Source organism: Pontixanthobacter sp. CEM42 (assembly GCF_017812015.1).
Taxonomy (GTDB): Bacteria; Pseudomonadota; Alphaproteobacteria; order Sphingomonadales; family Sphingomonadaceae; genus Pontixanthobacter.
Genome location: NZ_JADQTN010000002.1, coordinates 592166 through 616977, shown reverse-complemented (window position 1 = coordinate 616977; position 24812 = coordinate 592166). Strand labels below are relative to the sequence as shown.

Below are 24812 nucleotides of genomic sequence, written 5' to 3'. Positions count from 1 at the left end.
CACTGCACTCAGCGGTTCACGCCTCAATGGGGAACTTTCTAGAGCAAAATTTGCAATCGACTTGTATTATCCCGTCATCATCACGCATTTCTGCCCGCTCAGCCTCACCAAAGCGGGAAATAACCTCCTGATAGTGCTCGATTGTGCAGCGGCACCCGCGCGACAGGCTGTGCCCTGGCTGAACGCGCACCTCATCTTCCTCATGGAATAGACGCCAGATGATCGATTCCATCGATAGGGTCTCGTCCAACAGTTCTTCGTGCCGGATACTACCGGCGAGGATTGATACATGTTCCCACTCGGGATGATCGAGTCGCGCATGAAGACGCTCTCGCCCTTCTTCTCCATCAGGCAAGTGTTGAACCAATAAGCCAGCCGCAACGCAGCCTTCCGGACCGGATTTGACTCCCAAACGGATCAACGATGGGAGCTGTTCCGATTGCACGAAATAGGATTCGCATGCAGCGGAGAGAGACTCACCTTCAAGCGGAACAATGCCTTGATAGCGCCCATCTTTACCCGGCCGATCAAATGTAATCGCCAGATATCCTTTGCCGAACAGAGAAAACAGCGAGGGATTTGCGCCGAGCTCGGCCAAACGACTCTCACTGAAATCGACATAGCCGCGGAGCTCACCTTCGCGGTAGTCGCAGGCCAAAAGGCGCACCACGCCTTCTTCGGTTTGAGCCTGCATAGTCATTTGACCGCCTTCTTCTTTCACCAAGCCGCCAATCAGCGCGGTCAGCACCAACGCCTCTGCCAAAAGATGCGTTATTGCTGGCGGGTAATCATGCGCGCTCAAGACAGTGTCGAGCACGCCATCGAGCCGCAAGACGCGGCCACGCGCATCGCGGCCAGGCAAAGTAAAGCCAAGCAGCTGATCGCTGAATGTTTCTGCTGTGTCAGTCATCGGCCAAATATGGGGCTGCGATGGCAGAAAGCCACCCCGACGCCCAATAGGGCGCGCATCACAGCTTGCCGAGTGCCCAAAGCAAGATCGATTTTTGCGCATGAATGCGGTTCTCAGCCTCGTCGAACACACTCGATTGTGGGCCTTCGAACACAGCCTCATTCACTTCGTCGCCAACGTGAGCCGGCAAACAATGCAAGAACCGCGCGTCCGACTTCGCCTGCGCCATCAGCGCCTCGTTGACTTGATAGGGAGCCATCGCACCAAGCTTATTTTCGACATTGTCTTGACCCATCGAAACCCATGTGTCGGTGATAATAACGTCGGCGCCACCGGCTGCTGCTGCTGCATCTTGCGTTAGCGTCACGGTCGCACCGCCTGCGCGGGCCATGTCGACAAACTCCTGCTCAGGCTCGAAACCTGCCGGTGTTGCAATCCGGACATTGAACTTTAGCAAACCCGCCGCTTCGAGAATCGAATGTAAGACGTTATTGCCGTCGCCAAACCACGCGACTTCCAAACCCGGTAACGGCTTTTTGCTCTCCAAGATGGTTAGAAGATCGGCCACGATCTGACACGGGTGTGATCGATCGGTCAGACCGTTGATGACCGGAACAGACGCATGCCGCGCCATCTCTTCGATCTTGGCGTGATCGTCAGTCCGGATCATAATCGCATCGGCCATGCGGCTTAGCACACGCGCCGTATCGGCGATGGTTTCACCCCGGCCAAGCTGGCTGGTGCCTGCTTCCAAAATAACCACGCTTCCGCCAAGCTGGCGCATAGCAATATCGAAACTCACTCGCGTGCGGGTCGAGTTCTTCTCGAAAATCATCGCCAGCACAAAGCCGTCGAGAGGCTTGTCCGCGTCGGGCTTGCCCTTGGGCCAATCTACGCGCGCGGCCTTGCGGTCATGCGCGTCGTTCATCATTGCCGCGATTGCATCGGTGCCCGCGTCGGACAGATCGAGAAAGTGCCGTAAGGCGTTGTTTTGGTCCATCAGCTCGCCTGCGGGATTTCATAGTCGGCAGCGCCCGCCGACAGTTTCTCAAAGAACTCGTCGATTTCCGCATCGCCAATCACCAGAGGCGGCAGCAAGCGCAGAGTGTTGTCGCCAGCAGCGACCATCAACAATTCGTGATTGTCGCGCAGATGCACGAAGAATGGACGACTCTCGACCTTCATCTTGATGCCGAGCATCAGTCCCTTACCGCGCACGAGTTCGAAGAGATCGGGGTAATTGCCGATAAACTGCTCAAGGCGCGCACGGATACGCTCGCCCTTCTCGCTGACCTCAGCAAGAAAATCGTCGTTCGCAACCGCTTCCATCACCGCCGTACCAGCTGCCATCGCCAGCGGGTTGCCGCCATAGGTCGAACCATGCGTACCGAAAGTCATACCGCGCGCTGCTTTCTCGGTCGCGAGACAAGCGCCCAGCGGAAAGCCGCCGCCAATTCCTTTGGCCGTTGCGACGATGTCGGGGACGATACCATATTGCTCATAAGCATAGAGCGTGCCGGTCCGCGCAACACCGCATTGCACTTCGTCAAGCGCGAGCATCAGATCGTGCTCGTCCGCCAAAGCGCGCAGACCTTGCATAAACTCGTTCGATGCAGGGCGAATACCGCCCTCACCCTGAATCGGTTCGACCAAAAAGCCTGCCGTATTGGGCCCGATCAGAGATGTTGCCATCTCAAGATCGTCAAACTCGCAATATCTGAAACCTTCGAGCAGCGGCTGAAAGCCGTGATGCATCTTGGTTTGGTTCGAGGCACTAATTGTAGCCATGGTCCGACCATGGAACGCGTTGGTGAATGTGATTAGCTCGTGCTTATGCTCGTTACCGGCCGACTGGTGGTAAGCGCGGGCCGTCTTGATCGCAGTCTCAACTGCTTCGGCACCCGAATTGGTGAAAAACACCGTGTCGGCAAAAGTGTTGTCGACCAGCATTTGTGCCAGCTTCTCACCCTGTGGGCTGCCATAGAGGTTTGACACATGCATCAACGTCTCAGCTTGCTTCTGGATCGCACCGATCAGACCGGGATGCGAGTGCCCCAGCAGATTGACAGCAATGCCGCTGGCGAAATCAAGATATTTCGTGCCGTCTTCATCGATCAGATGGCAATGCTCTCCGCGTACAGGACGGACACCGCAGCGGGGATAGACGGGCATAAGCGGAGTGATGGCCATGAGAAATTCCTAAATTCAAAGCAGGTAAAACATTGGATCAAAAACGAATGGCGACCCCAACGGAGCCGCCATTCAAATTTCTATTCACTTGAAACTAGTTTGGTCAATCGCCGTCCCGAATAAGCGGTTGGCAAGTTGACGCCGTCACAAGTGAGGGATCAATCGCTGTGGCTTACTCAGCCGCAGTAAGATTGACCGCCGAATGTTTGCCTCGTCGGTCAACTTCAAGGTCGAACTGGTACCGCTCGCCTTCGTTAATCGCCGTCAGACCAGAACGTTCGACCGCACTGATATGCACGAACGCATCGGGTTGGCCATCGTCACGAACGAGGAAGCCGAAGCCTTTCATTGCGTTGAAGAACTTGACTGTGCCGGTAGCTTTTTCGCCAGTGAGCTCACGCTGCGGAGGTCCGCCGCTGTCACCACGATCGCCGCCGCCTTTTTTCACTTCGATGACATCGCCAACGACCTGAAGGTCTTGAGCCGATGTCTTTCCGCCGCGATCGACGAGATTATATTCAAGGCCTTGGCCTTCAGCGAGACCTTCAAGACCGGCGCGCTCAACAGCAGAGATATGCACGAAGACATCTTCGCCGCCGCCTTCTTGCTGGATAAAGCCGAAACCTTTGTCGCCGTTGAAGAACTTTACAACGCCTTTGCCGGTTCCAACGACTTGCGCCGGCATGCGGTCACCACCGCCTCCGCCACCGCCGCCACGGAAACCGCCGCCGCCACCGCCGCCGCCGAAGCGATCGCCACCGCCTCCGCCGCCGCCGCGATATCCGCCGCCGCCACCACGATTGCCGCCGCCGAAGCGATCACCGCCGCCACCGCCATAGCTGTCACCGCCGCCAAAACCGCCGCCGCCGAACGGATCGAAGCTATCTTCACCGATGTTGTCGCGCTTATCACGGCCTCGTCCACGACGCCCTTTATCATAACCCATAATCTAAAACGTACCTTCGTATTCGCCGCCCAATTTAGTATTATGCTGGTGACACGAACGGCAGGTTCACCGGGCAAAAGAGACTGTCAGAACAAACTGCACAGACTCGCAAGCAATAATCATAGCGCAGAACGCCGTCCCGCGCGACTTTTTTCACTTTCAAGCCATTTCTACAGCTCAAATGTGACATTTTCGCATAGCGAAATGGTTTCTGTGCTCTACATTACGTCAGCAATCAGCCCGCAATTGGAGACCATTGATGAGTGATTTTCGCCGCCTAAGCGACTCGGTATTGGCCAGCCCGCAGATCGTGACGGACGATATTGCGGAAGCCAAAGCCTTAGGTGTTACCCTGATCGTCAACAATCGTCCCGAAGGCGAAGCGCCTGACCAGACAGAAGGCCCCTTGATCGAACAGGCTACGCGCGATGCGGGCCTAGACTATCTGGCGATCCCGATCGGCCAGGGTGGTTTTGGCGAGGTAGAGGTGGCTGCAATGGGCAGTGCCTTAGAGAATGCAGACGGCAAAGTACTCGCCTATTGCCGCTCCGGAACACGCTCAACATTTCTCTGGTCTCTGGCCAGTGCCAGCAAAGGCGCTGATCCGGAGGAACTGTCAGCGCAAGCTTCCGCCGCCGGCTATGACGTCTCTCCAATTCGCCCGATGATGGATATGCTTGCCGCCAAAAGCGGGTGAATTACTTCCGGTAGTCGAGTGGCGGGTCACGGTCGCCTAGCAGCGATTCATAGACGTAATTTTCGCCGCGTGCTTCGACAAATTCCGCCTTCGCCTTCATGCGTAACTCGGGATTGGTGTAGAGCTCGATTGCCGCCAACGTCATTGCCTTCGCGGCGAATTGTGTTCCCTTTGTCCCATAGCTGTGCCCGCTCGCGGCAACTGCCTGCCAGCTATGCGCCGCTGTGCCTGGCACCCAAGCGGCAGCAGCGAGGCTGACGGTGGGAACTGCCCGCGAGACATCGCCCACGTCTGTTGAGCCGTAGCCAGTGAGCACTTCATGAGGCTGTATTTGCTGGGCTTGGGACATAGCCGGCGCGTTTTCACCGAAGCTTTTCTGAATTGTACGCGCCCATTCCAGCTCTTCCGCAGAATATTCGATCGGATCGAGCTGACGCAGCTTTTCAGTCATCATCAGTTGCAGAGCTTCTACTGGAAGAGTGGGATTATTGCCGTGAATAATCTCCCAATCGACCTCGGTCCCGGTGCCCATTGCTGCGCCCTTGGCTGCCGCCTCCAAGCGCGGCCACATTTCCCGCACATCGTCAGCTTGCGAATGGCGCAGATAATAGAACACTTCGGCAGAATCAGGCACCACATTAGGAGCAGCGCCGCCTTCGGTGATGACGTAATGGATGCGCGTATCCATGCTGGTGTGCTCGCGCATCATGTTGGCCATCATGTTCATCGCTTCAACCCCGTCGAGCGCACTGCGGCCGCGCTCTGGCGCGCCTGCCGCATGAGCCGAGATTCCACGGAAGCGGAACTTGGCCGAACGGTTTGCGAGGCTTTTGCGCGAGGCAGCCGAATTGCGATCCGCCGGGTGCCAGTCGATCACGAAATCGGCGTCGTCGAACAATCCTGCGCGGGCCATGTAGACTTTGCCCGATCCGCCTTCTTCCGCAGGAGTGCCATAGAGACGGACGCGGCCCGGCGTTCCTGTAGCCTCCAGCCAATTCTTGATTGCAATCGCTGCAGTCAACGAGCCCGCACCGAACAGATTATGCCCACAGGCATGACCGGCATGCTTGCCATCCACCTGATCGCGGGTTGGAGACGAGGACTGGTTTATTCCCGGCAAGGCGTCGAATTCGGCGAGCAAGCCGATAACCGGGCCGCCTTCTCCCCATTCGGCTACAAAGGCGGTGGGAATATCGGCAACGCCTTCCTTGATCGCGAAGCCTTCGCCCTTCAGTTCGGTTTTCAGCAAGCCGCTTGATTTGAGTTCAAGGTAACCCAGCTCAGCCCAATCCCATATCTGTTTGGCAACGCGTTCGGTTCGTTCCTCTTGGGCGTCTACGGCCGCAATTGGGTCCGCTTGCTGAGCAAGAGCGGGCGAGGCCGCGAGCAAGATGGTGCCAGCGATAAGGCTAAAGGCTGTTTTCATAGTCTGGGGTCCCCTTTCGACCACTCTACCGTGCAGTGTCCATCAAGCAAGTCTCGACCCCCACTGACATTTATGTCAGTAGCGATTCTGATGGATCAGTTGGTACAAATCGGTGGGTCGCTTATGGCCATCCTGGTGCTCGCATGGCTGGCGCACAAAATGGGCTTGGGCGGCGATGAGCGTATCCGCGATGATGATCACGCGCGCTATCTAGCCGATCAAGCAGTAAGCGGTTTTGACCCCGTCGATATCGTGATCGACAAGGCTGGTTATGGTGCCTTACTTCGTGATCGCTCTGGTCGCGTGCTCGTGCTGAAGCGCCATGGAACGCATTTTGCCGGACGGATCATGACGGTCCGGCCTGAAGCGCGGCTGGATCAGGGCTTGCTAACGATACAGCCAGATGACCGCCCGTTCGGCGCAGTAACGCTCAACCTCGGCGAGCAAGCGCAGATCTGGGCCGCTAGCCTACGGCGGTTGGAGAAGCGCGCCGATGCCTGAATTCTCACCTACCGAATATGCCGTTCCGGGCTTTGTCATTTTGGTCGTGCTGGAAATGCTTTGGGCATGGAAGAAGCGTCCGGACGCCTACGAGCCGCGCGATACGCTGACATCGCTCGCTTTCGGGCTTGGCAGCACTATCGCTGGCGCTTTGTTTGGCGGCTTTGCAATATGGGTATTTCTGCAAACCTATGAGTACCGCATTTTCGATTTCGGCGAGCAATGGTGGACGGTGTGGTGGACATGGCCTGTCGCATTCATAATCGACGATCTGAAATATTACTGGGTCCACCGCGCCGGGCACCGAATCCGCTGGATGTGGGCCGCGCATGTGAACCACCATTCCAGCCAGCACTATAACCTCTCTACCGCGCTGCGGCAGACATGGACCGGGAGTTTCACTTTCGGTCTGCTGTTCGCGCTCCCGCTGGCCTTGCTCGGCTTCCATCCCGCGCTGCTTGCCATCGTCGGTGGGTTCAATCTGATCTACCAGTTCTGGATCCACACTGAGGCAATCGGCAAGATGCCGCGCTGGTTCGAAGCAGTGATGAACACGCCCAGCCATCACCGCGTTCATCACGCGACCAACCCGCTCTATCTCGACCGCAACTATGCGGGTGTATTCATCATCTGGGACAAGATGTTCGGTACCTACCAACCGGAAGTTGAGAGTGAGGACATACGCTACGGCATCGTCAAACAGCTTGGCAGCTTCAACTTGCTGTGGTCGGTATTCCATGAATGGATCGGGATGCTCAGCGATATCTGGCGTGCGCCATGGCGGCACAAACTGTCCTATCTGCTGCGCGAGCCCGGCTGGACTCACGATGGCAGTCGCGAGACTTCCGATATGATCCGCGACCGTTGGCGCAGCCGCCAAGCTCCGGAAGACGGCGAAACGGCACAACAAAAACAAACCGCCTGAAAGGCAACGAAGGTAATTTCATGCAGCAATTCGATATCATCGTAGTTGGCGGGGGCAGCGCAGGCAGCGCCGCAGCAGCGCGATTGGCGGAGGATGGTAAACGACGCGTCTGTTTGGTCGAAGCTGGCGGCAAGAACGAGCATATCTTCACGCGCACCCCGGGTCTGATCGCGATGATGCCCGATAAGAGCAATTGGGCCTATGACACCGAGCCAATGGATGCGCTCAACGGACGTGTGGGCTACCAACCGCGCGGTCGCGGCATGGGCGGATCATCGGCAACCAACGGCATGGTCTATATTCGCGGCAATCCGTGGGATTATGACAATTGGGCCGACCTCGGCTGCACCGGCTGGGCATGGAAAGATGTTCTTCCCGTCTTCAAACGACAGGAGAACAGCCGTCACGGTGCCGGCGAACATCACGGCGTTGGCGGGCCCTTGCATGTCAACAAGCAGATCGAACCATGCCATGTGGGCGAAGCGTTCGTCGCAGCTGCCGAACAACTACAGATCCCGCGCAATGACGACTTCAACGGTGCCCGTCAGGAAGGGATGGGCATTTATGATGTGACTCAGAACAATGGTGAACGTTGGTCATCGGCGCGTGCATTTATCGATCCGATCAAGGACCAACCCAACCTGGAGATCAAAACCGACGCCTTGGTTGAGCGGATTGTCGTCGACAATGGCCGGGCAACCGGCGTCGTGATCAAACGCGGTCGGAAGCAAGAAACACTCCATGCTTCAGGCGGCGTTGTTCTGTCCGCAGGTGCGTTCGGATCGCCACAAATCCTGATGCTGTCCGGCATCGGCCCATCTGAAGAACTGCTGCGTCACGGGATCGACGTGATTCTCGATAAACCGGCCGTAGGCGCCGATTTGCAGGACCATTGCGATTACCTCACCGGTTATGAGCTCGACGATCCCAGCCTGTTTGGTGGCTCACTCAAAGTCGCGCTGCGGGTGGCCAAAGCCTTCGTCGAGCACCGTCTACACCGCACCGGGATGCTCACCACCAATTACGCCGAGAGTGGCGGTTTCGTGACCTTACGGCCCGATGCTCCTGCGCCTGATATTCAGTTCCACTTTATCCGCGCGATCATTCAGAACCATGGACGCGATAAGTTGAAAGAGAGCGGCTTTTCGCTCCATGTCTGTGTGCTTCGTCCCGAGAGTCGGGGTTGGGTCAAGCTGAACAGCGCCAATCCTGCCGACGCCCCCGCGATCAATCCCAACTTCCTGTCTGATCCACGCGACATGGAGCTTATGATCGATGCGGCGCAGCTGATGAACCGGATTGCCGAAACACCGCCTTTGTCCGATCTGGGTGCGAAAGACCGGAACCCGATCGACTACAATGATCGTGCGGCTGTCGAGGCGCGCATCCGCGAAGTTGCCGACACAATCTATCACCCGGTTGGCACATGCCGGATGGGTCCGAATGCCGATGATGTCGTCGACCCGACCCTGGCGTTTCGCGGGATCGATAACCTTTGGGTCGCCGATGCCAGCATTATGCCAAGGCTCGTCAGCGGCAATACCAACGCGCCAAGCATCATGATTGGTGAGCGCTGCGGCGACTTTGTGAAAGCTGCTTTGGGGTAGGGTGTTTGTTTAGCCTCAAGCGCCGGCGGTCGCGTCCGCTCCCTTAGGCTTCCGTCCTACCGGATGGCACACGGTCGTGCGCTGACTGCCGTGACCAAGGTTCAAAACAAATATCGATGGCTTGGAATGGATCGGTCAGTGACTAGCTGACCGCAAGGCCGACCGGCCGCCCGAGCTGATGCGAGGAAGCAAGCGAGGCGGATGGCTCGCGCCCGCAGAGACCAAACAAAACCCTCCCAAAAAAGGGCCGGAGCTTTTCAGCCCCGGCCCGTAAAGTGTTGTTCGCAGGAGGAACGTTGTGCGGCGGGAACGGGAGGGGAGAGAAAATCTCCCGATCCCGCCGAACCTGGGTGTTAGTTGTAGGCCCGTTCGCCGTGTTCGCTGATGTCGAGACCATCGACTTCAACTTCTTCGGTGACACGCAGGCCAATGATTGTCTTGACGATCAAGCCAGCAATCAGGGTACCGATACCGGCCCATGCAATCGTGACGAGTACGCCTTCGGTTTGGATCCAGAGTTGGGCACCGAGAGCGGTCGAACCGTCTCCAGGGCCGCCAAGGAACGGCTGGTAGACAATGCCGGTTCCGATAGCGCCGACGATACCGCCAACGCCGTGGATGCCGAATGCGTCAAGCGAATCATCATAACCGAACTTCGCTTTGAGCTTAGCTACAGCGAAGTAGCAGACGATCGACGACAGGATACCGAGCAAGATCGCACCGAATGGTCCGGAGTTACCGGCCGCCGGTGTGACTGCAACGAGGCCAGCGATGACGCCCGAGCAGAAGCCCAGCGCAGAACCTTTGTGCCCGGCCAGCTTCTCGATAACCATCCAAGTGAGCGCACCAGCTGCAGTAGCAACGAAAGTGTTGATCATCGCAAGGCCAGCAAAGCCGTCCGCTTCGAGCGCTGAACCGGCGTTGAAACCGAACCAACCGACCCACAGCAGGCCTGTGCCAACCATAGTCAGTGTCATCGAGTGCGGCGGCATTGGTTCCGATGGATAGCCGCGACGTTTGCCGAGCAAGTAGGCAAGCACCAGACCGGATACACCAGCGTTGATGTGCACAACGGTACCACCGGCAAAGTCCAGCGCTCCTGCTTCGAACAACAGTCCGTCACCGGCCCAGACCATGTGGGCAATCGGGAAATACACGATAGTCAGCCAGATGGGCACGAATGCCATAACAGCGCTGAACTTCATCCGCTCTGCCGTCGCGCCCAAGATCAGTGCAGCGGTAATCGCGGCAAATGTCATTTGGAAGCTGACGAAGACATATTCACTGATGACTTCGTCGGTGAAGGTTGCGGCTGTTGTCTCGGCGGTCATGCCAGCAAGGAAGTAGCTTCCCCCGCTGATGAACTGTCCAAGGAAGCCTTCGATCGGTGTTGAACCGAATGCGAGAGAGAAGCCCCACATTACCCAAACGAGCATTGCGAGACATGCTGTCGCGCCAATTTGCGTCATCGTGGACAGCATATTCTTCGAACGAGTCAGACCACCATAGAACAGCGTCAGGCCAGGAATGATCATCAGCAGTACCAGAACGGTAGCCGTCATCATCCAGGCGTTATTGCCGGGATTGGCGACGGGCTTGGCCGCTTCGGCAGCCTCCTGCGCCCAAACGGGAGTGGCGGCGGCGAGAGACGCACCAAGCGCCATCGCTCCACCGGTTAGTTTGCGGATCATGGAAATGTCCTTAGTTTTGGGGAGAGTCATCATAGCGCCGTATCCCCCGTTTCACCGGTGCGGATGCGTGTCGCATCAGCGAGGTCGAGCACGAAAATTTTGCCATCGCCGATGGCTTCGGTGCTCGCTGTGTCTTTGATCGTTTCGACGACTTGCGCAGCAATGCCGTCTTCTGCGGCGATCTCGAGCTTCACTTTGGGAAGCATATTGGTCGAGTATTCCGCGCCGCGATAAATTTCTGTCTGACCCTTTTGGCGGCCGAACCCTTTGACTTCTGAAACAGTCATACCCGCAACGCCAATGGCGCCGAGTGCTTCGCGCACTTCGTCGAGCTTGAATGGTTTGATTATGGCTATGATGAATTTCATCGACGCCCCCTGCTAAAAATTCCGTCGGATGATCCCGACTTCGCACATGCAGCAAAAGCCGTGCCAGAATCGAAATATTCCATCTGTCGAGGGGACTCGTAAGTAATAAGCCTGCGTCAGCCCATTAAGAATCGCTTAATAATTAGGCGGTGCTTAAATATTAGGCAGTTCTAACTCTGCGGTTATAGGCAAATGGTCGGATGCCTGCGACGCCGTCGCGCTATGATGAACGTGCTGCTCCAAGCAGCCCCACTCGTCAGACGTCACAATCCGGTCCAATCGCGCAATCGGCTGGCGTGAGGGAAAGCTGCGCCCTGTGTCCAGCACATGCCAATCACGACGAAACTCACGCATCGCACCGGTCTGGTTACCCCATTGGTTGAAATCGCCCATCAGCACGGTCGGGCATTGCGGCTCACACGCATCGACATGACCGATGACCGCTTTGATCTGATCGCGCCTGCGAAGCCCCGAGAGATCAAGATGCATCCCGACCACACGGATTCGCAAGCCTTCAATCTCGAGATCACCGCGAGCGGCCCCGCGTGGTTCTAAGGTCGGAAGATCAAGTGGCTCCGAGTCGAGCACAGTGAAGTTTCTGCGGACCAGAATGGCATTCCCGTGCCAACCAAGACTACGCGGTCGCTTCGCTACATCCAAGGCTTTCCACGGGGTGTCATCCAACGCTGCACGTTCAAGAACGCTTGCCCGCTCACCGACCCGCCGATCCGCTTCCTGCAGTGCAATGATATCGGCATCCATTTCACGCAGGACAGTGATAATCCGGTCAGGATCGCGCCGGCGATCCGTGCCTACCGCTTTGTGAATATTATAACTGGCAAATTTGAGACGCACGCCGCGCTAGTCTTCGCTCTCACCAGCAATGTAGCGATCGGTGGGCCGCGCAGGCAGGCCATCGATACTCGCCAGTCTGGTCGACATCTTGGCCGCCCATTCCGACGGGTTGGCCTGCGAATGCGCCTTCTTCAGCGTCGGACGCTCGGCCTCCATCTGCATAAAGGGTACACCCCAACCGCAGCTGGTCTGCACGCTTTCCACCTTGATATCGAATATCTGGCGTGTGCCGGAAATGAGCGTGAAGTTCTCGGCCAATGCGTCCCATTCAGGATCTTTGGGCAGCACTGCGCGCCCGGTCCCATAGATGCGCAAGATTAAGGCAGGCTGCTGGAAGTTGCAGAACATGATGGTGATCCGCCCATCAGCATCAAGATGTGCGCTGGTCTCGTTGCCCGATCCGCCGAGATCGAGATAACCGACACGATCGGGGCCGAGGACACGAAAAGCATCGTACCCCTTGGGGCTCAGATTAATCCGTGCATCCGCCGCTGCTGTCGCGACGAAGAACATCGGCTGCGCATCGATCATCGCGATGTGCTTGTCGTTCAGCGTGTCAAAAAATTCTGCCATGCGCCAATGCTAGGCCGCGCAGCACAGATTGTCACCGTTCCTTGGTCGCGGAGAAGGTCAAATCAGGGTTTTTCTCTTCCTGATACCCAACATCCCATGGCGATTTGGCCATAAACACTATGTCACCATCGCGGTCTTTCGCAAGATTCGCACGGTTGAAGCCCTCGAATTGGTCAAGCGCTTCTTGCGGTCCTTTGACCCAGCGCGCCGTCGCAAAAGGCGCCGCCTCAAGCGCAGCCTCGACTTTGTACTCCGCCGACAAGCGCGAGATCAGCACTTCGAGCTGCAACTGCCCAACAACGCCGACAATATGCTGCGCACCCAACTCAGGGTAAAACACTTGGATCACGCCCTCTTCGGACAGATCATCTAGCGCCTTGCGCAACTGTTTTGTCTTGGTCGGGTCCTTGAGCTGAACCCGCCGTAATATTTCCGGCGCGAAGTTCGGCAGGCCGGTGAAACGCAGCTTGTTGTGCTCGCTCAGCGTGTCCCCGACGCGCAATGTGCCGTGATTGGGAATGCCGATAATGTCGCCTGCTTCCGCAGTGTCGGCAATCTCTCGGTCCTGCGCAAAGAACAGAATTGGCGAGTGAATAGCGATTGGTTTTCCAAGACCAGACGGGGTCAGTTTCATCCCGCGCTTAAACGTGCCCGAGACCTGCCGCATAAAGGCAATACGGTCGCGGTGGTTCGGGTCCATATTGGCCTGAACTTTGAAGATGAAGCCGGTGACTTCGTCGTAGTCGGGGCTGATCTGCTCGTCACCGGCAGGTTGTGGTCGCGGCGGCGGTGCATATTTGGCAATCGCTTCAATCAATTCAGTCACGCCGAAATTCTTAAGCGCCGAGCCGAAATAGACCGGGGTCAAATCGCCATTGCGATAGGCTTCCAAGTCAAATTCAGGGTAGCCAATTTGCGCGAGCTCGGCATTCTCTGCGAATTGCTCCGGCAAAACTGCATTCTCGTCACGCTTGCCAAGAAATTCCTTCGATGCACCTTCAGGCCGTGCAATCGAACCTGTCTCATAGTCGAGAATGCCTTCGAACTCGCCACCCATACCGACAGGAAACATCTGCGGCGATACGTCGAGGGCGAGCATATCGGCAATCTCATCGAGTAGCTCGAATACCGGCCGACCTTCACGGTCGACTTTGTTCACAAAAGTGATGATCGGCACCGAACGGAGGCGGCAAACCTCGAACAATTTGCGCGTTTGTGGCTCGATACCTTTCGCCGCATCGATCACCATAATCGCCGAGTCGACAGCAGTCAGCGTGCGGTAGGTGTCTTCGGAAAAGTCCTCGTGCCCCGGAGTGTCGAGCAGATTGAAGGTTACGCCGTTCCGCTCGAACGTCATCACCGATGACGTCACAGAAATCCCACGCTGCTGCTCGATCTTCATCCAGTCGGACCGCGCCCGCCGCGCCTGTCCGCGCGCCTTCACCTCGCCAGCAAGGTGGATCGCGCCGCCTTGCAACAACAGCTTCTCCGTCAGCGTGGTTTTACCAGCATCGGGGTGCGAGATGATCGCAAAAGTACGGCGGGAATTGATCGACATTGCTTAGCCCCGAAGCTCCGCGCCCAATTTGCCAGCCGCAGCCACAACTTTGTCCGAAATCGCCTTGAGGTCTTCGTCCTTATAGCTCTTCTCGCCGGGCTGAAGCGTCACTTCGACAGCGAGTGATTTCTTGCCCTCAGGAACGCCCTGCCCGCGAAAATCATCAAAAATCCGCGCTGTGACAATGTTCGCTTTGTCCGTGCCTTTGATCACGCGCAGCAAATCGCCCGCTGGCACATCGTCGGATACGAGGAACGCGAAATCGCGTAGCACCGATTGCAGAGCTGGCGGCGCATAATGGGCTCGCGCGAACCCGGCATTCTTCTTCGCCGGAATGGCGTCGAGATGAATTCCGCCTACGACGACCGGCATATCGACATCAAATGCCTTCAGCAGCGAAGGATGGACTGTGCCGAAACTTGCAATTTGATTTTTGGGGCCAAGACGCAGCGTAGCCGACTGGCCGGGGTGATAGATGCTATTCGCTCCATCATCGTCAACGCCCATGACCATCAATTTGTCGACCGGCGCACCCGCCGCCTCGAGAATCGAGAGACAAATAGCCTTAGCGTCAAACGCATCAAATAGTTCCGCCTTGCCATTCTGCCATGAACGCCCAGTCCGCTCGCCCGCCAGCACAAAGGCCAGCGAAGGATGCTCGCCATCGGCAAGATACCGCCGTCCAATCTCGAATAGCCTCAGAGACGTTGCACCCCTGTCGGCGTTGCGACGAACCGCAGAAAGCAAGCCGGGCAGCAATGAGGGCCGCATGACTTTCATGTCTTCACTGATCGGATTGTCGAGTGTCCAACGGCCACCGCCAACAGCCTCCGCCTCCGATTCCGAAATGAACGACCATGTGATCGCTTCATTGAGCCCGCAACCGGCAGCAGCGCGGCGCACGCGGCGTTCGAGCTTTTGTTCCGGTGAAGCGGTTGGCACCGCGACTCCTTCAGCGCGCGGCAAGGCGACGCTGGCAATATCGTCGATGCCGTAAATGCGCACGACTTCTTCGACGAGATCGGCGGGGCCTTCGACATCATGGCGGCGCAGCGGAACAGTCACGCTCCATGGAGTCGACGCAACATTCACACCGAAGTCGAGCGACTCAAGAATGGCTTGCTGCTCCGCCAGATCGACAGACACGCCGCCGAGGCGCTCGGTCAAAGCCGAATCGAATGGCACAATTTTGGCTTCCGCAGGTGCAGCACCAGCGTGCACGCGCTCGCTCGCTTCGCCGCCAGCAAGCTCGACAATCAGGCCAGTCAGTAGGTCGAGGCCGTCATCCAGAAATTCAGGGTCGACGCCGCGTTCGAAACGCGTTTTTGCATCGGAACTGAGGCCAAGTTTCCGGCCTGTCGCTCCAATTCGATCGGGGTCGAAATATGCGATCTCGAGCAACACATCGGTCGTGCTTTCGGAACAGCCGGAATCCTCGCCGCCCATAATGCCCGCAATGTCATGCACGCCATTATCGTCGGCGATGACGGTCATGCTGCTATCGAGTGTATAAGTCTTCTCGTTCAGCGCCAGCACTTGTTCGCCATCCTTCGCACGGCGCGCAACAACCGCACCCGTCAGCTTCGAAAGATCATAAGCGTGTGCCGGGCGGCCAAAGGCCAGCATGATGTAGTTGGTCAGATCGACCAGCAACGAGATCGGGCGCTGACCTGCACTAGTCAAACGCTGCTGCAACCAATCGGGCGACGCGCCGTTGCTAACGCCCGTAATCACGCGACCATAGAATGCCGGACAGCCTTCTGGATCGTCGGTACGAATTTCAACCGGGCACGCTCCTGAGGCAGCGAAGGCAGGCATCGCAATCGGCTTAAGCGTGCCCATGCCGGCCGCCGCCAAATCGCGCGCGATACCGTAGACGCCCATGCAGTCGGGCCGGTTCGGAGTGATCGCTACGTCGAATATAGGTGAAGACCCGTTGTAGTCGGCAAAGCTGTGACCGACCGTCGCATCTTCGGGCAATTCAATAATGCCGTCATGCTCGTCGCCCAGTTCGAGCTCTCGCACCGAGCACATCATGCCGTTGCTCTCGACACCGCGAATCGCCGACTTGCGCAACTCCATACCGTTGGATGGGACGACTGCTCCGGGCTGACCCAACACGCCGAGCATACCAGCACGCGCATTGGGCGCGCCGCATACGACTTGCAACGGATCACCTTCACCAGTGTCTACAGTCAGGACCTGCAGCTTGTCCGCATCGGGGTGTTTGTCAGCGGTCAAAACCTTGGCGACGGTGAAGCCAGCCAAGCGCTCAGCCGGGTCCTCGATGCCTTCAACTTCAAGGCCGATGCGGTTCATCGCCGCTGCCAGATCAGCAACGCTTGCCTCAGTTTCGAGGTGATCTTTGAGCCATGTCAGGGAGAACTTCATGCGCTCACTCCCACTCCGGCTGAAAGGGTCGGTTGATCAAACGGGCTGAAGCCGTAGTGTTGCAGCCAACGAATATCGCCATCAAAGAAGGCGCGCAGATCGTCCATGCCGTATTTGAGCATCGCCAAGCGATCGACGCCGACGCCAAAGGCAAAGCCCTGCCATTCTTCCGGATCGAGACCGGCGAACTCAATCACTCGGGCGTTAACCATGCCGCTGCCAAGCAATTCCATCCAGGCATGTCCCGGAGCATCGCCCGAACCGCCCAGAACACGGCGGCCTTTGACGACTTCAAAACCGACATCGACTTCGACCGATGGCTCGGTAAAGGGGAAGTAAGACGGACGCAGGCGCAAAACGATATCGTCGCGCTCGAAGAAGGCTTTGAGGAATGTCTCCAGCGTCCATTTGAGGTGGCCCAGATGGATATCCTTGTCGATCACCAGACCTTCGACCTGATGGAACATCGGCGTGTGCGTAGCGTCGCTATCGCTGCGATAGACACGGCCCGGTGCGATGATCCGCACAGGCGCGCCTTCATTAACCATCGTACGGATTTGCACCGGTGAAGTATGCGTGCGCAACAGCATCCGGCGGCCATCTTCATCATGGTCTGGGAAGTAGAATGTGTCATGCATCGCCCGCGCCGGATGGCTTTCGGGCATATTGAGCGCGGTGAAATTGTGCCAGTCGTCCTCGACCTCCGGCCCGGTTTTCACAGCGAAACCAAGGTCTGCGAAAATCTCTGCCAGCTCGTCCATCACCTGGCTCACTGGGTGAACTGTGCCGCGCGGTGTTGCTGGTGCGGGCAGTGACAGGTCGAGTGTTTCGGTCGCCAGACGCCGGTCCTGCTCGGCATCGTCAAGCGCTTGTTTGCGCGCCGTAATCGCATCGGCAATTTCCGCGCGCGATTGCTGGATGATGGGCGCTTTTTCTGTGCGCTCTTCCGGCGTCATTTTACCCAATGTCTTGAGCAGTTGACTGACCCAGCCCTGCTTGCCCAAAGCCTCTACGCGCAGCGCCTCAACCGCGTCGGCATTATCCGCCGCAGTGATCGCCTTGAGAGTGTCGTCTTTACGTGTTTGCAAATCATCCATAGCGCAGGCGCGCTAGCGGCTATTTACGCATAAGGCAAAGCTGCAATTGGACTTTGGATGGACCGATCACTCAGGATGATCGAGCGTTTGCACCGCAGAGCCATGCACACGCATCCGCTCTCGCATAAATCCGGTAATCACCGGATGGTCCATCGAGGAGTATTCGGACGGCGACATTCCGAGAAAGTCCTGACAATCCCGGACGAAATGCGACTGATCGAAATAGAGCGAATCAATCGCGCCAATCCATCCCATCGAAGGGTCTAGGATAAAATCCGCAACACTGCGCATAAAGCGTTGCCGACGCAGCAATATCTTGGGCGAGAAACCGAAGTGCTTTCGGCAAAGTCGTTCCAAGGTGCGTTGATTCAGATCGCAGCGTACCGCCATTTCCGACACGTGCGGCAATTCCGGCTCCAGCAGAACCGAATGGATTGTCTGAATACGCGGGTCTTCTTTGCCAAAGCGCGGCGTCTCATCGCGGAAGAATGCAGATATTGCGGCAAGCTGGCGCTTTTCGCTCATCTCAGGCCTTAGCAGTGCGTCAGCGAGCGCAGCGAAGTGCTCGAGGGCACTCTCTTCGCGCGCATCATAGATACCATTTGCAAACCCGTCAGCAGACTTGCCGACGAAAGTTGCCCAACCAAGCGGTAGAAAGCCGATACCCCAAAAGCGGGTCGGGCCGATAGTGAAGCGTAACGGTTGGCTGCTGGGGCCGGTGACCACCACGTCAGCTCCAGAAAGCGCCGCGCTTCCCTCGATTAAACTCTCGGGCCGAGCGCCGGCAAATATTCTTAGATTTGCCCATTCAGGTTGCAGAGAATCGGTGACCGAAACACCGTCTTCCGGATTGATCTCTACGCAATAGAATGTCGTGAAGAACCGCTCCAAATCCTTGGGCGGTTCATAGAAACTGACTGCGACCTGGCTATTCGTTGGGCCATTCTCTGGCACTCTTTTCCCCAAAAGTGTCGTTTTCTTCCAACTCTCTTTAAAGGGCAGGCGGGAAAAAGAAAGCGTAGATTTTCAGATGGTTGTTCAGGCGTTAACCTGTTTGGCCCGTATCGCTAGGATCGTGCAGCCCCTGCATCGTCTGGCCGGCAGCTTCAGCGCGGCCGCGAACTGCCGCCATCAAAATGGGATGCGGTAGCTCTCGATATTGATTGGGCGTCATTGACATGAAGCGTTTGAAGTCGCGCACGAAATGCGCCTGATCGTGGTACTGGTAGTCGAGCGTGCTCAGCCAACTAAGCGATGGATCCAGCATGAATTGTGACAGACTTCGCAGGAAGCGCTGGCGGCGGAGCAGAAGCTTTGGAGTGAAACCGAATGCTTTATGAGAAAACCGCTCGAGCGTGCGAGCCGACATACCTGAACGATCGGCCAGCTCTGCAACAGTTGAAACCGATGCATCGACAAGCGCAGAGTGAACGCGCGTCACCTCGTCCTCATCCTTCAAGGGCTTGTCCGCCAATTGCATCATATGCGAATCGATCTGCGCGACTTCCGTCTCGATATCCGGCGCACCGCTTAGCAAAGCTTTAGCCAGAGGCACGAAATTCTCGAAGGCCGGATTGGAGGTTGCGTCGGTAATTTGATCGGCGAATTTTTTTGCCGGTGCGTCAATGAACTTCAGCCAGCCTAATGGCAGCAACCCGACACCCCAAATTCGCCCTTCGTTGACAGAGAATCGTGTTGCGACGCTAGTCGGGCCGACGGCAATGGATCGCGGCATTCTTTGGAGCGGCTCGGAACCAATACCGGCTTGCAAATCATCGTTCGAACCAAAGCGAATATTGCCCCATTCCGGGTGGAGATAGTCGACCAAACGCTGGTCACCAGCAGCGGTCACTTCCATCAGATAATAGGTGGTGATGTACTGGGAGAGCTCTGCGGAAGGCAGGAAAAACCGCAGGCGAACACCGGGTCCTCCCTCGCGTTCCATCACCATTGTTACTGCGCCCCCCTTCGCGTCGCGTTTTTACAACGTGATCAACAGCGAGTTGTTTACGCTAGATATTTCGCACGGCAAGAAAATTTGGGCGAAATTGAGTTTGTGTCTGTCGGGACCGCGACCCTCCGGCGGATATGAGAAGGGCGCAAGTGGCATCCGCCACCTGCGCCCTTTTTACTCATGAAAAGCAGTTCTGACTTAAGCCGGAAGTGCTTTCTTGGCTTGTTCAATGATGGTCTTGAAAGCAGCGCCTTCATTCATCGCTAGATCAGCCATAACTTTACGGTCCAGTTCGATACCGGCGAGCTTAACGCCGTGCATGAACTGTGAATATGTCAGACCTTCAGCGCGAACCGCAGCGTTGATACGCTGGATCCACAGAGCGCGGAAGTTGCGCTTCTTAACTTTACGGTCCCGGTACGCATACTGGCCGGCTTTCTCGACGGCTTGGCGTGCGACGCGGATGGTGTTTTTGCGGCGACCGCGATAGCCCTTGGCCTGATCGAGTAACCGTTTGTGCTTCTGGCGTGAGGTCACGCCGCGTTTAATGCGAGGCATATCTTAACTCCTAAATTTGGGAATGGTCCGTGGGGCTTAGCTAAGCCCGTAAGGAGCCCATTTCTTGATCGTCTTCGCATCAGCGTCAGAGATCACAGAGGTGCCACGGTTCTGGCGGATATACTTCGCATTGTGATGGGTCAGGCGGTGGCGTTTACCGGCCACGCCGTGCTTCACTTTGCCGTTTGCGGTGATTTTGAAGCGTTTCTTCACACCACTTTTGGTCTTCAGCTTGGGCATTTTCATCTCCTAAAAGGAATCGGTTCTGAGACACGTTCAACCAGCCCTGGCAGCCCTAACGGCCAGACCGGCAGATGAATCACGTGTCGGTGAAGGCGCGCCAACTAAGGCGGGAGCGCCGCAATTGCAAGCGGAATCATTGCCATTCAGCTGGCCAAGAGCCGCAACGAACCAGCAGTGCAGTTGGGTGGCAAGGAAATGCCGCGCTACCCCATCGCCTCTAGCACATCGTCCAGCCGAGCCGGATCACCCAGCGCCAATACGTCCGCGCCATCTTTGCCCGCGCTATCCGCATCAAGCGGGTTGCCCTGCCAATCGGACATCGTGCCGCCTGCGCCTTCGACCACCGGAACGAGTGCGGCGTAATCGTAAATTTGCAGGCCAGACTCGCAAATGATGTCCAGATGCCCCGAAGCAAGCAGGCCGTAATTGTAACAATCGCCGCCATAGACGATCATACCCTGTCGTTCGTTTCCGCCGACTGCTCCGGCGACTTTCATATAGGCATCGGCTTGCTCAGCGCCGAAATAATGCGGACTGCTGGTCGCCAGCTTGGCGTCGTCGAGAGCACGACATGACGCGGTTCTAACTGGCAGGCCATTGAGTGTTGTCCCGCCACCTATTTGCCCAACCCATCGCTCACCCGAAATCGGCTGGTCAATCACACCGAGAACCGGCCAGCCGTCTTGCATCAACGCAATAAGTGTCCCGAAAATCGGACGCCCGGCCATAAAGCTGATGGTGCCATCGATTGGATCGAGCACCCATTGCCGACCTGCATTTTCATTTCGGGTCCCATATTCCTCACCGATGATCCCATCATCGCTGCGCTCGCTTTCCAGGATGGCGCGCATCGCCGCCTCTGCACCACGATCCACTTCGGTCACCGGGCTGCGGTCCGCTTTGCGTTCCTGCGCGAATTCGCTACGAAACGCAGGGCGAATGACCGCACCAGCGGCATCGGCCAACCGGCCCGCCAAAATCAAATCTTGTTTGAAGTCCATCACGATCTATTCGCGGCGGAGTCGGCGCCGGTCAAGTGGCTCAAAAATGTGACAGGGGGTTGCCAAACGCGTCAGGAATCATAAAGCGGCGCAACGGCAATTGTATAAATGCGACATCACTGTGAGGGCGGGTGTGTTCGCTGATGAGGCAGGGGCGAAATAATGGGCGACAAAAGCCCGGATAAAAAATCGAAATCGCAAACACCGTCTGACCAAACAGCGCAACTGATCCCAGAGACAGGTGCGACCAAGGATGGTGTCCCACTATCACTCAATCGCGCGCCTGCTGCGGATCTGGAGCCGTGGCTGAGCCGGATTATGGTAGCCGTGGCGCACGCTCCCGCGGACAGCGTCCGAAACGGGTTGCTGTGCAACGATGCAGGCTATGTCCGGACCGCTATCGGTGTCGATTGGACCGTCGAAACTGCCGACGGCTCGCTTGAAATTCGTGATGAAACGTTCCTGTGCGGTCAGCATTCAAAGGCAATGCCGCTGAAGTTCGTCGGCGGAATCAAAGTCGCCGGCTTCATGCTCAAACCCGGTGCCATCCGGGCGATGTGGGGCGCCGATGACGGCAAACTGGTCGACAGGATCAAGCCGATGGAATCGGTCGGTTTGAATGATGCCGAGCTTACCAGCCTGCATACACCCGATATCAAGCCAGAGGACTGGCTGTTGGCGATCGAAGATTGGCTGCGCACCACCATCGCACGCAAAGGAATTGCACCGCCTGATTCTCTATCCCAGCGGTTCGAAGAGGCGAGCTTCGCCGACCCCAATCAATCGATTACTGACTTTGCCGACGAGAATAATGTCACCGCGCGCACATTGCAGCGGATCATCAAACGTGACTTCGGCCTGACGCCCAAGCAAGTAATGCGCCGCGCACGCACACTCGACCTAGCGGCACGTCTTTGCGGTGTCGCCGATGAGGAGGAGGAGGAGGATATCTACCTCCGGTTCTTCGACCAATCGCACCAAATCCGCGAATTTATCGCGTTCTTTGGAATGACCCCGAAGCAGTTCCTAAAAGACCGCCAAGGTCTGCTGACGCTCAGCTTGGAAATTCGCCAAGCACGGCGGTTGGAATTGCTCAATCGTGTCGATCCCGGAGCCGTTCGCCCGTGGATGCGCGATCCGCTACTACCCGCACCGAGCGAATTACCGGTCAATCGAACAGGGAGCTGACCGAGCTTTCATCGGCAATCCGGCTGACAGCTTCACCGATCAGTGGTGCCATCGCCAGAATGCGGATTTTCTCTGCATCTTGCGCAGCATCCGACGGTAGGATGGTGTCGGAAATCACCAGCTCTGTCAGCGCTGAGTCATTCACACGCGCCACTGCGCCGCCGGATAAAACGCCATGCGTGATATAGGCAGCGACGCTGCTTGCACCTTGATCGAGCAGTGCTTGTGCAGCGTTACAGAGCGTTCCGCCTGAATCGACGATGTCATCGATCAGGATGCAATGCCGCCCCTTAACGTCACCGATGATGTTCATCACTTCAGACTCGCCAGGGCGATCACGGCGCTTATCGACGATGGCAAGCGGTGCGTTGTCGAGACGCTTGGCAAGCGCCCGCGCACGGACCACACCGCCGACGTCGGGCGACACAACCATCAAAGACTGGCCACCATAGCGCGCCTGGATATCCGCTGCCATCACCGGCGCGGCATATAGATTGTCTGTGGGAATATCGAAGAAGCCTTGAATCTGACCAGCGTGCAGATCAACTGAGAGCACGCGGTCCGCGCCCGCTTCGGTGATCAGATTGGCCACGAGTTTGGCTGAAATCGGTGTGCGCGGGCCGGGCTTCCGGTCCTGACGCGCATAGCCGAAATAGGGAACGACGGCAGTTATCCGGCGCGCCGAAGCCCGTCGCAATGCATCGATACAAATCAGCAGTTCCATCAAATTATCATTCGCGGGAAAGCTGGTCGACTGGAGGACAAACACATCCTCGCCCCGGACATTCTCGTGAATTTCGACGAAAATCTCTTCATCGGCGAAACGCCGGACACTGACATCGCACAGCGGCATCTCCAGATAGGCAGCGACCGCCCTAGCCAGAGGAAGATTGGAATTGGCGGCCATGATTTTCATGCGAAGAGTCCCCGGTGCGAGAGCAATAGCGATTAAACTAGCAGTTTGGCGCGCGGCGATTCGCGCAGCGCAGACTTAGCCAGCGCAGCGGCCTTACAACAGAGGCCATGCGGCCTTTTCCCAATCCTGAGTTAACGCAGGCGGCTAACTAGCCAATACGGTGCTCGCCTTTGACCCAGCGCACGGTTCCTGAAGATGCACGCATAACGACGCTTTCGGTCGTCATCGTACCGTTGCGACGACGCTTCACACCGTCGAGCAACGACCCGCTGGTCACACCGGTGGCTGCGAAGATGCAGTCGCCGCTGGCAAGCTCATCAAGCGTGTAGATCCGGTCGAAATCCTTGTCCGCAATACCCCATTTGCGCGCACGGGCTTTCTCATCATCATTGCGGAATACCAAGCGGCCATTGAATTGACCGCCAACGCAGCGCAGTGCCGCCGCTGCCAAAACGCCCTCAGGTGCGCCGCCTTGGCCCATATACATGTCGATCGTCGTGTCTTCGTCTGTAACCGCGATCACACCTGCAACATCCCCGTCAGGGATCAAATGGATACCGCAGCCAAGTCCGCGCAGCTCATCAATAATCGCACCATGCCGCGGACGGTCGAGCACACAGACGATGATATCAGCAGGCGCAACGCCTTTGGCTTCGGCAACGGCTGTGACATTCTCGGTCACGCTTTTCTCAAGGCTGATTATGCCTTCCGGATAGCCGGGGCCGACCGCAAGTTTGTCCATGTAAGTGTCAGGCGCGTTGAGCAGGCAACCTTCTTCAGCAGCCGCGAGCACCGCCAGCGAATTAGGGCCAGCCTTGGCAGTAATGGTGGTGCCTTCGAGCGGATCGAGCGCGATGTCGATTTTTGGCCCCTTGCCGGGTGCACCGCCAACCTTCTCACCGATGTATAGCATCGGCGCTTCGTCGCGCTCGCCCTCACCAATTACTACGGTGCCATCCATGTAGAGTTCGTCAAATGCGCGTCGCATCGCTTCCACCGCAGCCGCATCCGCGGCCTTCTCATCACCTCGCCCGATCAGCTTCGAAGCGGCAACGGCGGCCTTTTCTGTGACACGAACCATTTCGAGGACGAGAACCCGATCAAGGGTTTGGCTGGCCGAGACCTTAGGCGATACTTTAGGCTTGTTCATGATGAATTCAGTCCATTTGGCGTGGTTACAAGAAGCGTGCTTGGCTTACGATTGAGCGCTTAGACAG

The 24812-nt window shown here is 57.1% G+C and carries 24 protein-coding genes; 5 read left to right on the top strand and 19 right to left on the bottom strand.

Annotated features, from left to right (window positions below):
* Nucleotides 1–16: 16 nt before the first annotated feature.
* From J9777_RS12970 to J9777_RS14755, 4 genes are all read right to left on the bottom strand, one after another.
* Nucleotides 17–910, bottom strand: a complete 894-nt coding sequence (locus J9777_RS12970; protein ID WP_209349229.1) for an Hsp33 family molecular chaperone HslO — start codon at nucleotides 908–910, stop codon at nucleotides 17–19.
* A 58-nt stretch (nucleotides 911–968) separates the two neighbouring features.
* Complete coding sequence (argF, locus tag J9777_RS12965; RefSeq protein WP_209349228.1) at nucleotides 969–1910, bottom strand: ornithine carbamoyltransferase; 942 nt, start codon at nucleotides 1908–1910, stop codon at nucleotides 969–971.
* Nucleotides 1910–3100 (bottom strand): aspartate aminotransferase family protein, encoded by a 1191-nt coding sequence (locus J9777_RS12960; RefSeq protein ID WP_209349227.1) that lies wholly within the window; start codon nucleotides 3098–3100, stop codon nucleotides 1910–1912. Before J9777_RS12960 ends, argF begins: the two co-directional genes overlap by 1 nt.
* A 172-nt stretch (nucleotides 3101–3272) precedes the next feature.
* Entirely contained in the window at nucleotides 3273–4046 is a 774-nt protein-coding gene (locus J9777_RS14755; RefSeq protein ID WP_209349226.1) for a cold-shock protein, read from the bottom strand.
* Between the two features lie 259 nt (nucleotides 4047–4305).
* On the opposite strand from J9777_RS14755, the gene J9777_RS12950 reads away from it, so the two are divergent.
* Nucleotides 4306–4743, top strand: coding sequence for a TIGR01244 family sulfur transferase (locus tag J9777_RS12950; RefSeq protein WP_209349225.1), 438 nt, complete (start codon nucleotides 4306–4308; stop codon nucleotides 4741–4743).
* Between the two features lies 1 nt (nucleotide 4744).
* On the opposite strand, the gene J9777_RS12945 is transcribed toward J9777_RS12950, so the two are convergent.
* On the bottom strand, nucleotides 4745–6169 hold the full coding sequence (locus J9777_RS12945) for an amidohydrolase (protein WP_209349224.1): 1425 nt from the start codon (nucleotides 6167–6169) through the stop codon (nucleotides 4745–4747).
* A 90-nt stretch (nucleotides 6170–6259) separates the two neighbouring features.
* On the opposite strand from J9777_RS12945, the gene J9777_RS12940 reads away from it, so the two are divergent.
* The 3 genes from J9777_RS12940 to J9777_RS12930 are packed head-to-tail and all read left to right on the top strand — an operon-like array spanning nucleotide 6260 to nucleotide 9202.
* Nucleotides 6260–6670 carry a hypothetical protein gene (locus tag J9777_RS12940; RefSeq protein WP_245228735.1) on the top strand — a complete coding sequence of 137 codons (411 nt, stop codon included), beginning with the start codon at nucleotides 6260–6262 and terminating at the stop codon, nucleotides 6668–6670.
* A complete protein-coding gene (locus J9777_RS12935; RefSeq protein ID WP_209349222.1) occupies nucleotides 6663–7595 on the top strand; it encodes a sterol desaturase family protein in 933 nt (310 codons plus the stop codon). Before J9777_RS12940 ends, J9777_RS12935 begins: the two co-directional genes overlap by 8 nt.
* A gap of 20 nt (nucleotides 7596–7615) precedes the next feature.
* A complete protein-coding gene (locus tag J9777_RS12930) occupies nucleotides 7616–9202 on the top strand; it encodes a GMC family oxidoreductase N-terminal domain-containing protein (protein WP_209349221.1) in 1587 nt (528 codons plus the stop codon).
* Nucleotides 9203–9555: 353 nt separating this feature from the next.
* Here the strand turns inward: J9777_RS12930 and J9777_RS12925 are convergent, their stop codons facing one another.
* The 12 genes from J9777_RS12925 to J9777_RS12870 all read right to left on the bottom strand — a co-directional run bounded on the left by J9777_RS12925 (nucleotide 9556) and on the right by J9777_RS12870 (nucleotide 21491).
* On the bottom strand, nucleotides 9556–10893 hold the full coding sequence (locus J9777_RS12925) for an ammonium transporter (protein ID WP_209349220.1): 1338 nt from the start codon (nucleotides 10891–10893) through the stop codon (nucleotides 9556–9558).
* A 29-nt stretch (nucleotides 10894–10922) separates the two neighbouring features.
* Entirely contained in the window at nucleotides 10923–11261 is a 339-nt protein-coding gene (locus tag J9777_RS12920) for a P-II family nitrogen regulator (RefSeq protein WP_209349219.1), read from the bottom strand.
* A 153-nt stretch (nucleotides 11262–11414) separates the two neighbouring features.
* Complete coding sequence (locus J9777_RS12915; protein WP_209349218.1) at nucleotides 11415–12116, bottom strand: endonuclease/exonuclease/phosphatase family protein; 702 nt, start codon at nucleotides 12114–12116, stop codon at nucleotides 11415–11417.
* A 6-nt stretch (nucleotides 12117–12122) separates the two neighbouring features.
* The gene (locus J9777_RS12910) at nucleotides 12123–12689 is read right to left on the bottom strand and encodes a pyridoxamine 5'-phosphate oxidase family protein (RefSeq protein ID WP_209349217.1); all 567 of its coding nucleotides are present in this window, start codon (nucleotides 12687–12689) and stop codon (nucleotides 12123–12125) included.
* A gap of 31 nt (nucleotides 12690–12720) precedes the next feature.
* Entirely contained in the window at nucleotides 12721–14247 is a 1527-nt protein-coding gene (locus J9777_RS12905; RefSeq protein ID WP_209349216.1) for a peptide chain release factor 3, read from the bottom strand.
* 3 nt (nucleotides 14248–14250) lie between these two features.
* Complete coding sequence (pheT, locus tag J9777_RS12900) at nucleotides 14251–16638, bottom strand: phenylalanine--tRNA ligase subunit beta (protein WP_209349215.1); 2388 nt, start codon at nucleotides 16636–16638, stop codon at nucleotides 14251–14253.
* Nucleotides 16635–17735, bottom strand: a complete 1101-nt coding sequence (gene pheS, locus J9777_RS12895; protein ID WP_209349214.1) for a phenylalanine--tRNA ligase subunit alpha — start codon at nucleotides 17733–17735, stop codon at nucleotides 16635–16637. The genes pheT and pheS overlap by 4 nt, the downstream gene beginning before the upstream one ends.
* 66 nt (nucleotides 17736–17801) lie before the next feature.
* Nucleotides 17802–18689 carry a helix-turn-helix domain-containing protein gene (locus tag J9777_RS14830; RefSeq protein WP_209349213.1) on the bottom strand — a complete coding sequence of 296 codons (888 nt, stop codon included), beginning with the start codon at nucleotides 18687–18689 and terminating at the stop codon, nucleotides 17802–17804.
* Between the two features lie 91 nt (nucleotides 18690–18780).
* Entirely contained in the window at nucleotides 18781–19680 is a 900-nt protein-coding gene (locus tag J9777_RS12885) for a helix-turn-helix domain-containing protein (RefSeq protein ID WP_209349212.1), read from the bottom strand.
* Between the two features lie 207 nt (nucleotides 19681–19887).
* Complete coding sequence (rplT, locus tag J9777_RS12880; RefSeq protein WP_209349211.1) at nucleotides 19888–20247, bottom strand: 50S ribosomal protein L20; 360 nt, start codon at nucleotides 20245–20247, stop codon at nucleotides 19888–19890.
* Between the two features lie 36 nt (nucleotides 20248–20283).
* Entirely contained in the window at nucleotides 20284–20487 is a 204-nt protein-coding gene (gene rpmI, locus J9777_RS12875) for a 50S ribosomal protein L35 (RefSeq protein WP_160612321.1), read from the bottom strand.
* A 206-nt stretch (nucleotides 20488–20693) separates the two neighbouring features.
* Nucleotides 20694–21491 (bottom strand): inositol monophosphatase family protein, encoded by a 798-nt coding sequence (locus J9777_RS12870; RefSeq protein WP_209349210.1) that lies wholly within the window; start codon nucleotides 21489–21491, stop codon nucleotides 20694–20696.
* A 162-nt stretch (nucleotides 21492–21653) separates the two neighbouring features.
* Between J9777_RS12870 and J9777_RS12865 the strand changes: the two genes are divergently transcribed.
* Nucleotides 21654–22679, top strand: coding sequence for a helix-turn-helix domain-containing protein (locus J9777_RS12865; protein ID WP_209349209.1), 1026 nt, complete (start codon nucleotides 21654–21656; stop codon nucleotides 22677–22679).
* On the opposite strand, the gene J9777_RS12860 is transcribed toward J9777_RS12865, so the two are convergent.
* Together J9777_RS12860 and glpX are read right to left on the bottom strand one after the other, a co-directional pair.
* Complete coding sequence (locus J9777_RS12860) at nucleotides 22660–23595, bottom strand: ribose-phosphate pyrophosphokinase (protein ID WP_209349208.1); 936 nt, start codon at nucleotides 23593–23595, stop codon at nucleotides 22660–22662. The two genes, J9777_RS12865 and J9777_RS12860, sit on opposite strands and share 20 nt — an antisense overlap.
* A gap of 148 nt (nucleotides 23596–23743) precedes the next feature.
* Complete coding sequence (gene glpX, locus J9777_RS12855) at nucleotides 23744–24745, bottom strand: class II fructose-bisphosphatase (RefSeq protein ID WP_209349207.1); 1002 nt, start codon at nucleotides 24743–24745, stop codon at nucleotides 23744–23746.
* Between the last annotated feature and the right edge of the window lie 67 nt (nucleotides 24746–24812).

Excerpts from the sequence above, each read along its gene's own strand:
- J9777_RS14755 (WP_209349226.1), bottom strand. The coding sequence starts at position 4,046 with ATGGGTTATGATAAAGGGCGTCGTGGACGAGGCCGTGATAAGCGCGAC.
- pheT (WP_209349215.1), bottom strand. The coding sequence starts at position 16,638 with ATGAAGTTCTCCCTGACATGGCTCAAAGATCACCTCGAAACTGAGGCA.
- J9777_RS12960 (WP_209349227.1), bottom strand. The coding sequence starts at position 3,100 with ATGGCCATCACTCCGCTTATGCCCGTCTATCCCCGCTGCGGTGTCCGT.
- J9777_RS12920 (WP_209349219.1), bottom strand. The coding sequence starts at position 11,261 with ATGAAATTCATCATAGCCATAATCAAACCATTCAAGCTCGACGAAGTG.
- J9777_RS12905 (WP_209349216.1), bottom strand. The coding sequence starts at position 14,247 with ATGTCGATCAATTCCCGCCGTACTTTTGCGATCATCTCGCACCCCGAT.
- J9777_RS12950 (WP_209349225.1), top strand. The coding sequence starts at position 4,306 with ATGAGTGATTTTCGCCGCCTAAGCGACTCGGTATTGGCCAGCCCGCAG.
- J9777_RS12970 (WP_209349229.1), bottom strand. The coding sequence starts at position 910 with ATGACTGACACAGCAGAAACATTCAGCGATCAGCTGCTTGGCTTTACT.
- glpX (WP_209349207.1), bottom strand. The coding sequence starts at position 24,745 with ATGAACAAGCCTAAAGTATCGCCTAAGGTCTCGGCCAGCCAAACCCTT.
- J9777_RS12935 (WP_209349222.1), top strand. The coding sequence starts at position 6,663 with ATGCCTGAATTCTCACCTACCGAATATGCCGTTCCGGGCTTTGTCATT.
- J9777_RS12925 (WP_209349220.1), bottom strand. The coding sequence starts at position 10,893 with ATGATCCGCAAACTAACCGGTGGAGCGATGGCGCTTGGTGCGTCTCTC.
- rplT (WP_209349211.1), bottom strand. The coding sequence starts at position 20,247 with ATGCCTCGCATTAAACGCGGCGTGACCTCACGCCAGAAGCACAAACGG.
- rpmI (WP_160612321.1), bottom strand. The coding sequence starts at position 20,487 with ATGCCCAAGCTGAAGACCAAAAGTGGTGTGAAGAAACGCTTCAAAATC.
- J9777_RS12860 (WP_209349208.1), bottom strand. The coding sequence starts at position 23,595 with ATGAAAATCATGGCCGCCAATTCCAATCTTCCTCTGGCTAGGGCGGTC.
- J9777_RS12945 (WP_209349224.1), bottom strand. The coding sequence starts at position 6,169 with ATGAAAACAGCCTTTAGCCTTATCGCTGGCACCATCTTGCTCGCGGCC.
- J9777_RS12885 (WP_209349212.1), bottom strand. The coding sequence starts at position 19,680 with ATGGAACGCGAGGGAGGACCCGGTGTTCGCCTGCGGTTTTTCCTGCCT.
- J9777_RS12910 (WP_209349217.1), bottom strand. The coding sequence starts at position 12,689 with ATGGCAGAATTTTTTGACACGCTGAACGACAAGCACATCGCGATGATC.
- J9777_RS12870 (WP_209349210.1), bottom strand. The coding sequence starts at position 21,491 with ATGGACTTCAAACAAGATTTGATTTTGGCGGGCCGGTTGGCCGATGCC.
- J9777_RS12940 (WP_245228735.1), top strand. The coding sequence starts at position 6,260 with ATGGATCAGTTGGTACAAATCGGTGGGTCGCTTATGGCCATCCTGGTG.
- argF (WP_209349228.1), bottom strand. The coding sequence starts at position 1,910 with ATGGACCAAAACAACGCCTTACGGCACTTTCTCGATCTGTCCGACGCG.
- J9777_RS12865 (WP_209349209.1), top strand. The coding sequence starts at position 21,654 with ATGGGCGACAAAAGCCCGGATAAAAAATCGAAATCGCAAACACCGTCT.
- J9777_RS12930 (WP_209349221.1), top strand. The coding sequence starts at position 7,616 with ATGCAGCAATTCGATATCATCGTAGTTGGCGGGGGCAGCGCAGGCAGC.
- pheS (WP_209349214.1), bottom strand. The coding sequence starts at position 17,735 with ATGGATGATTTGCAAACACGTAAAGACGACACTCTCAAGGCGATCACT.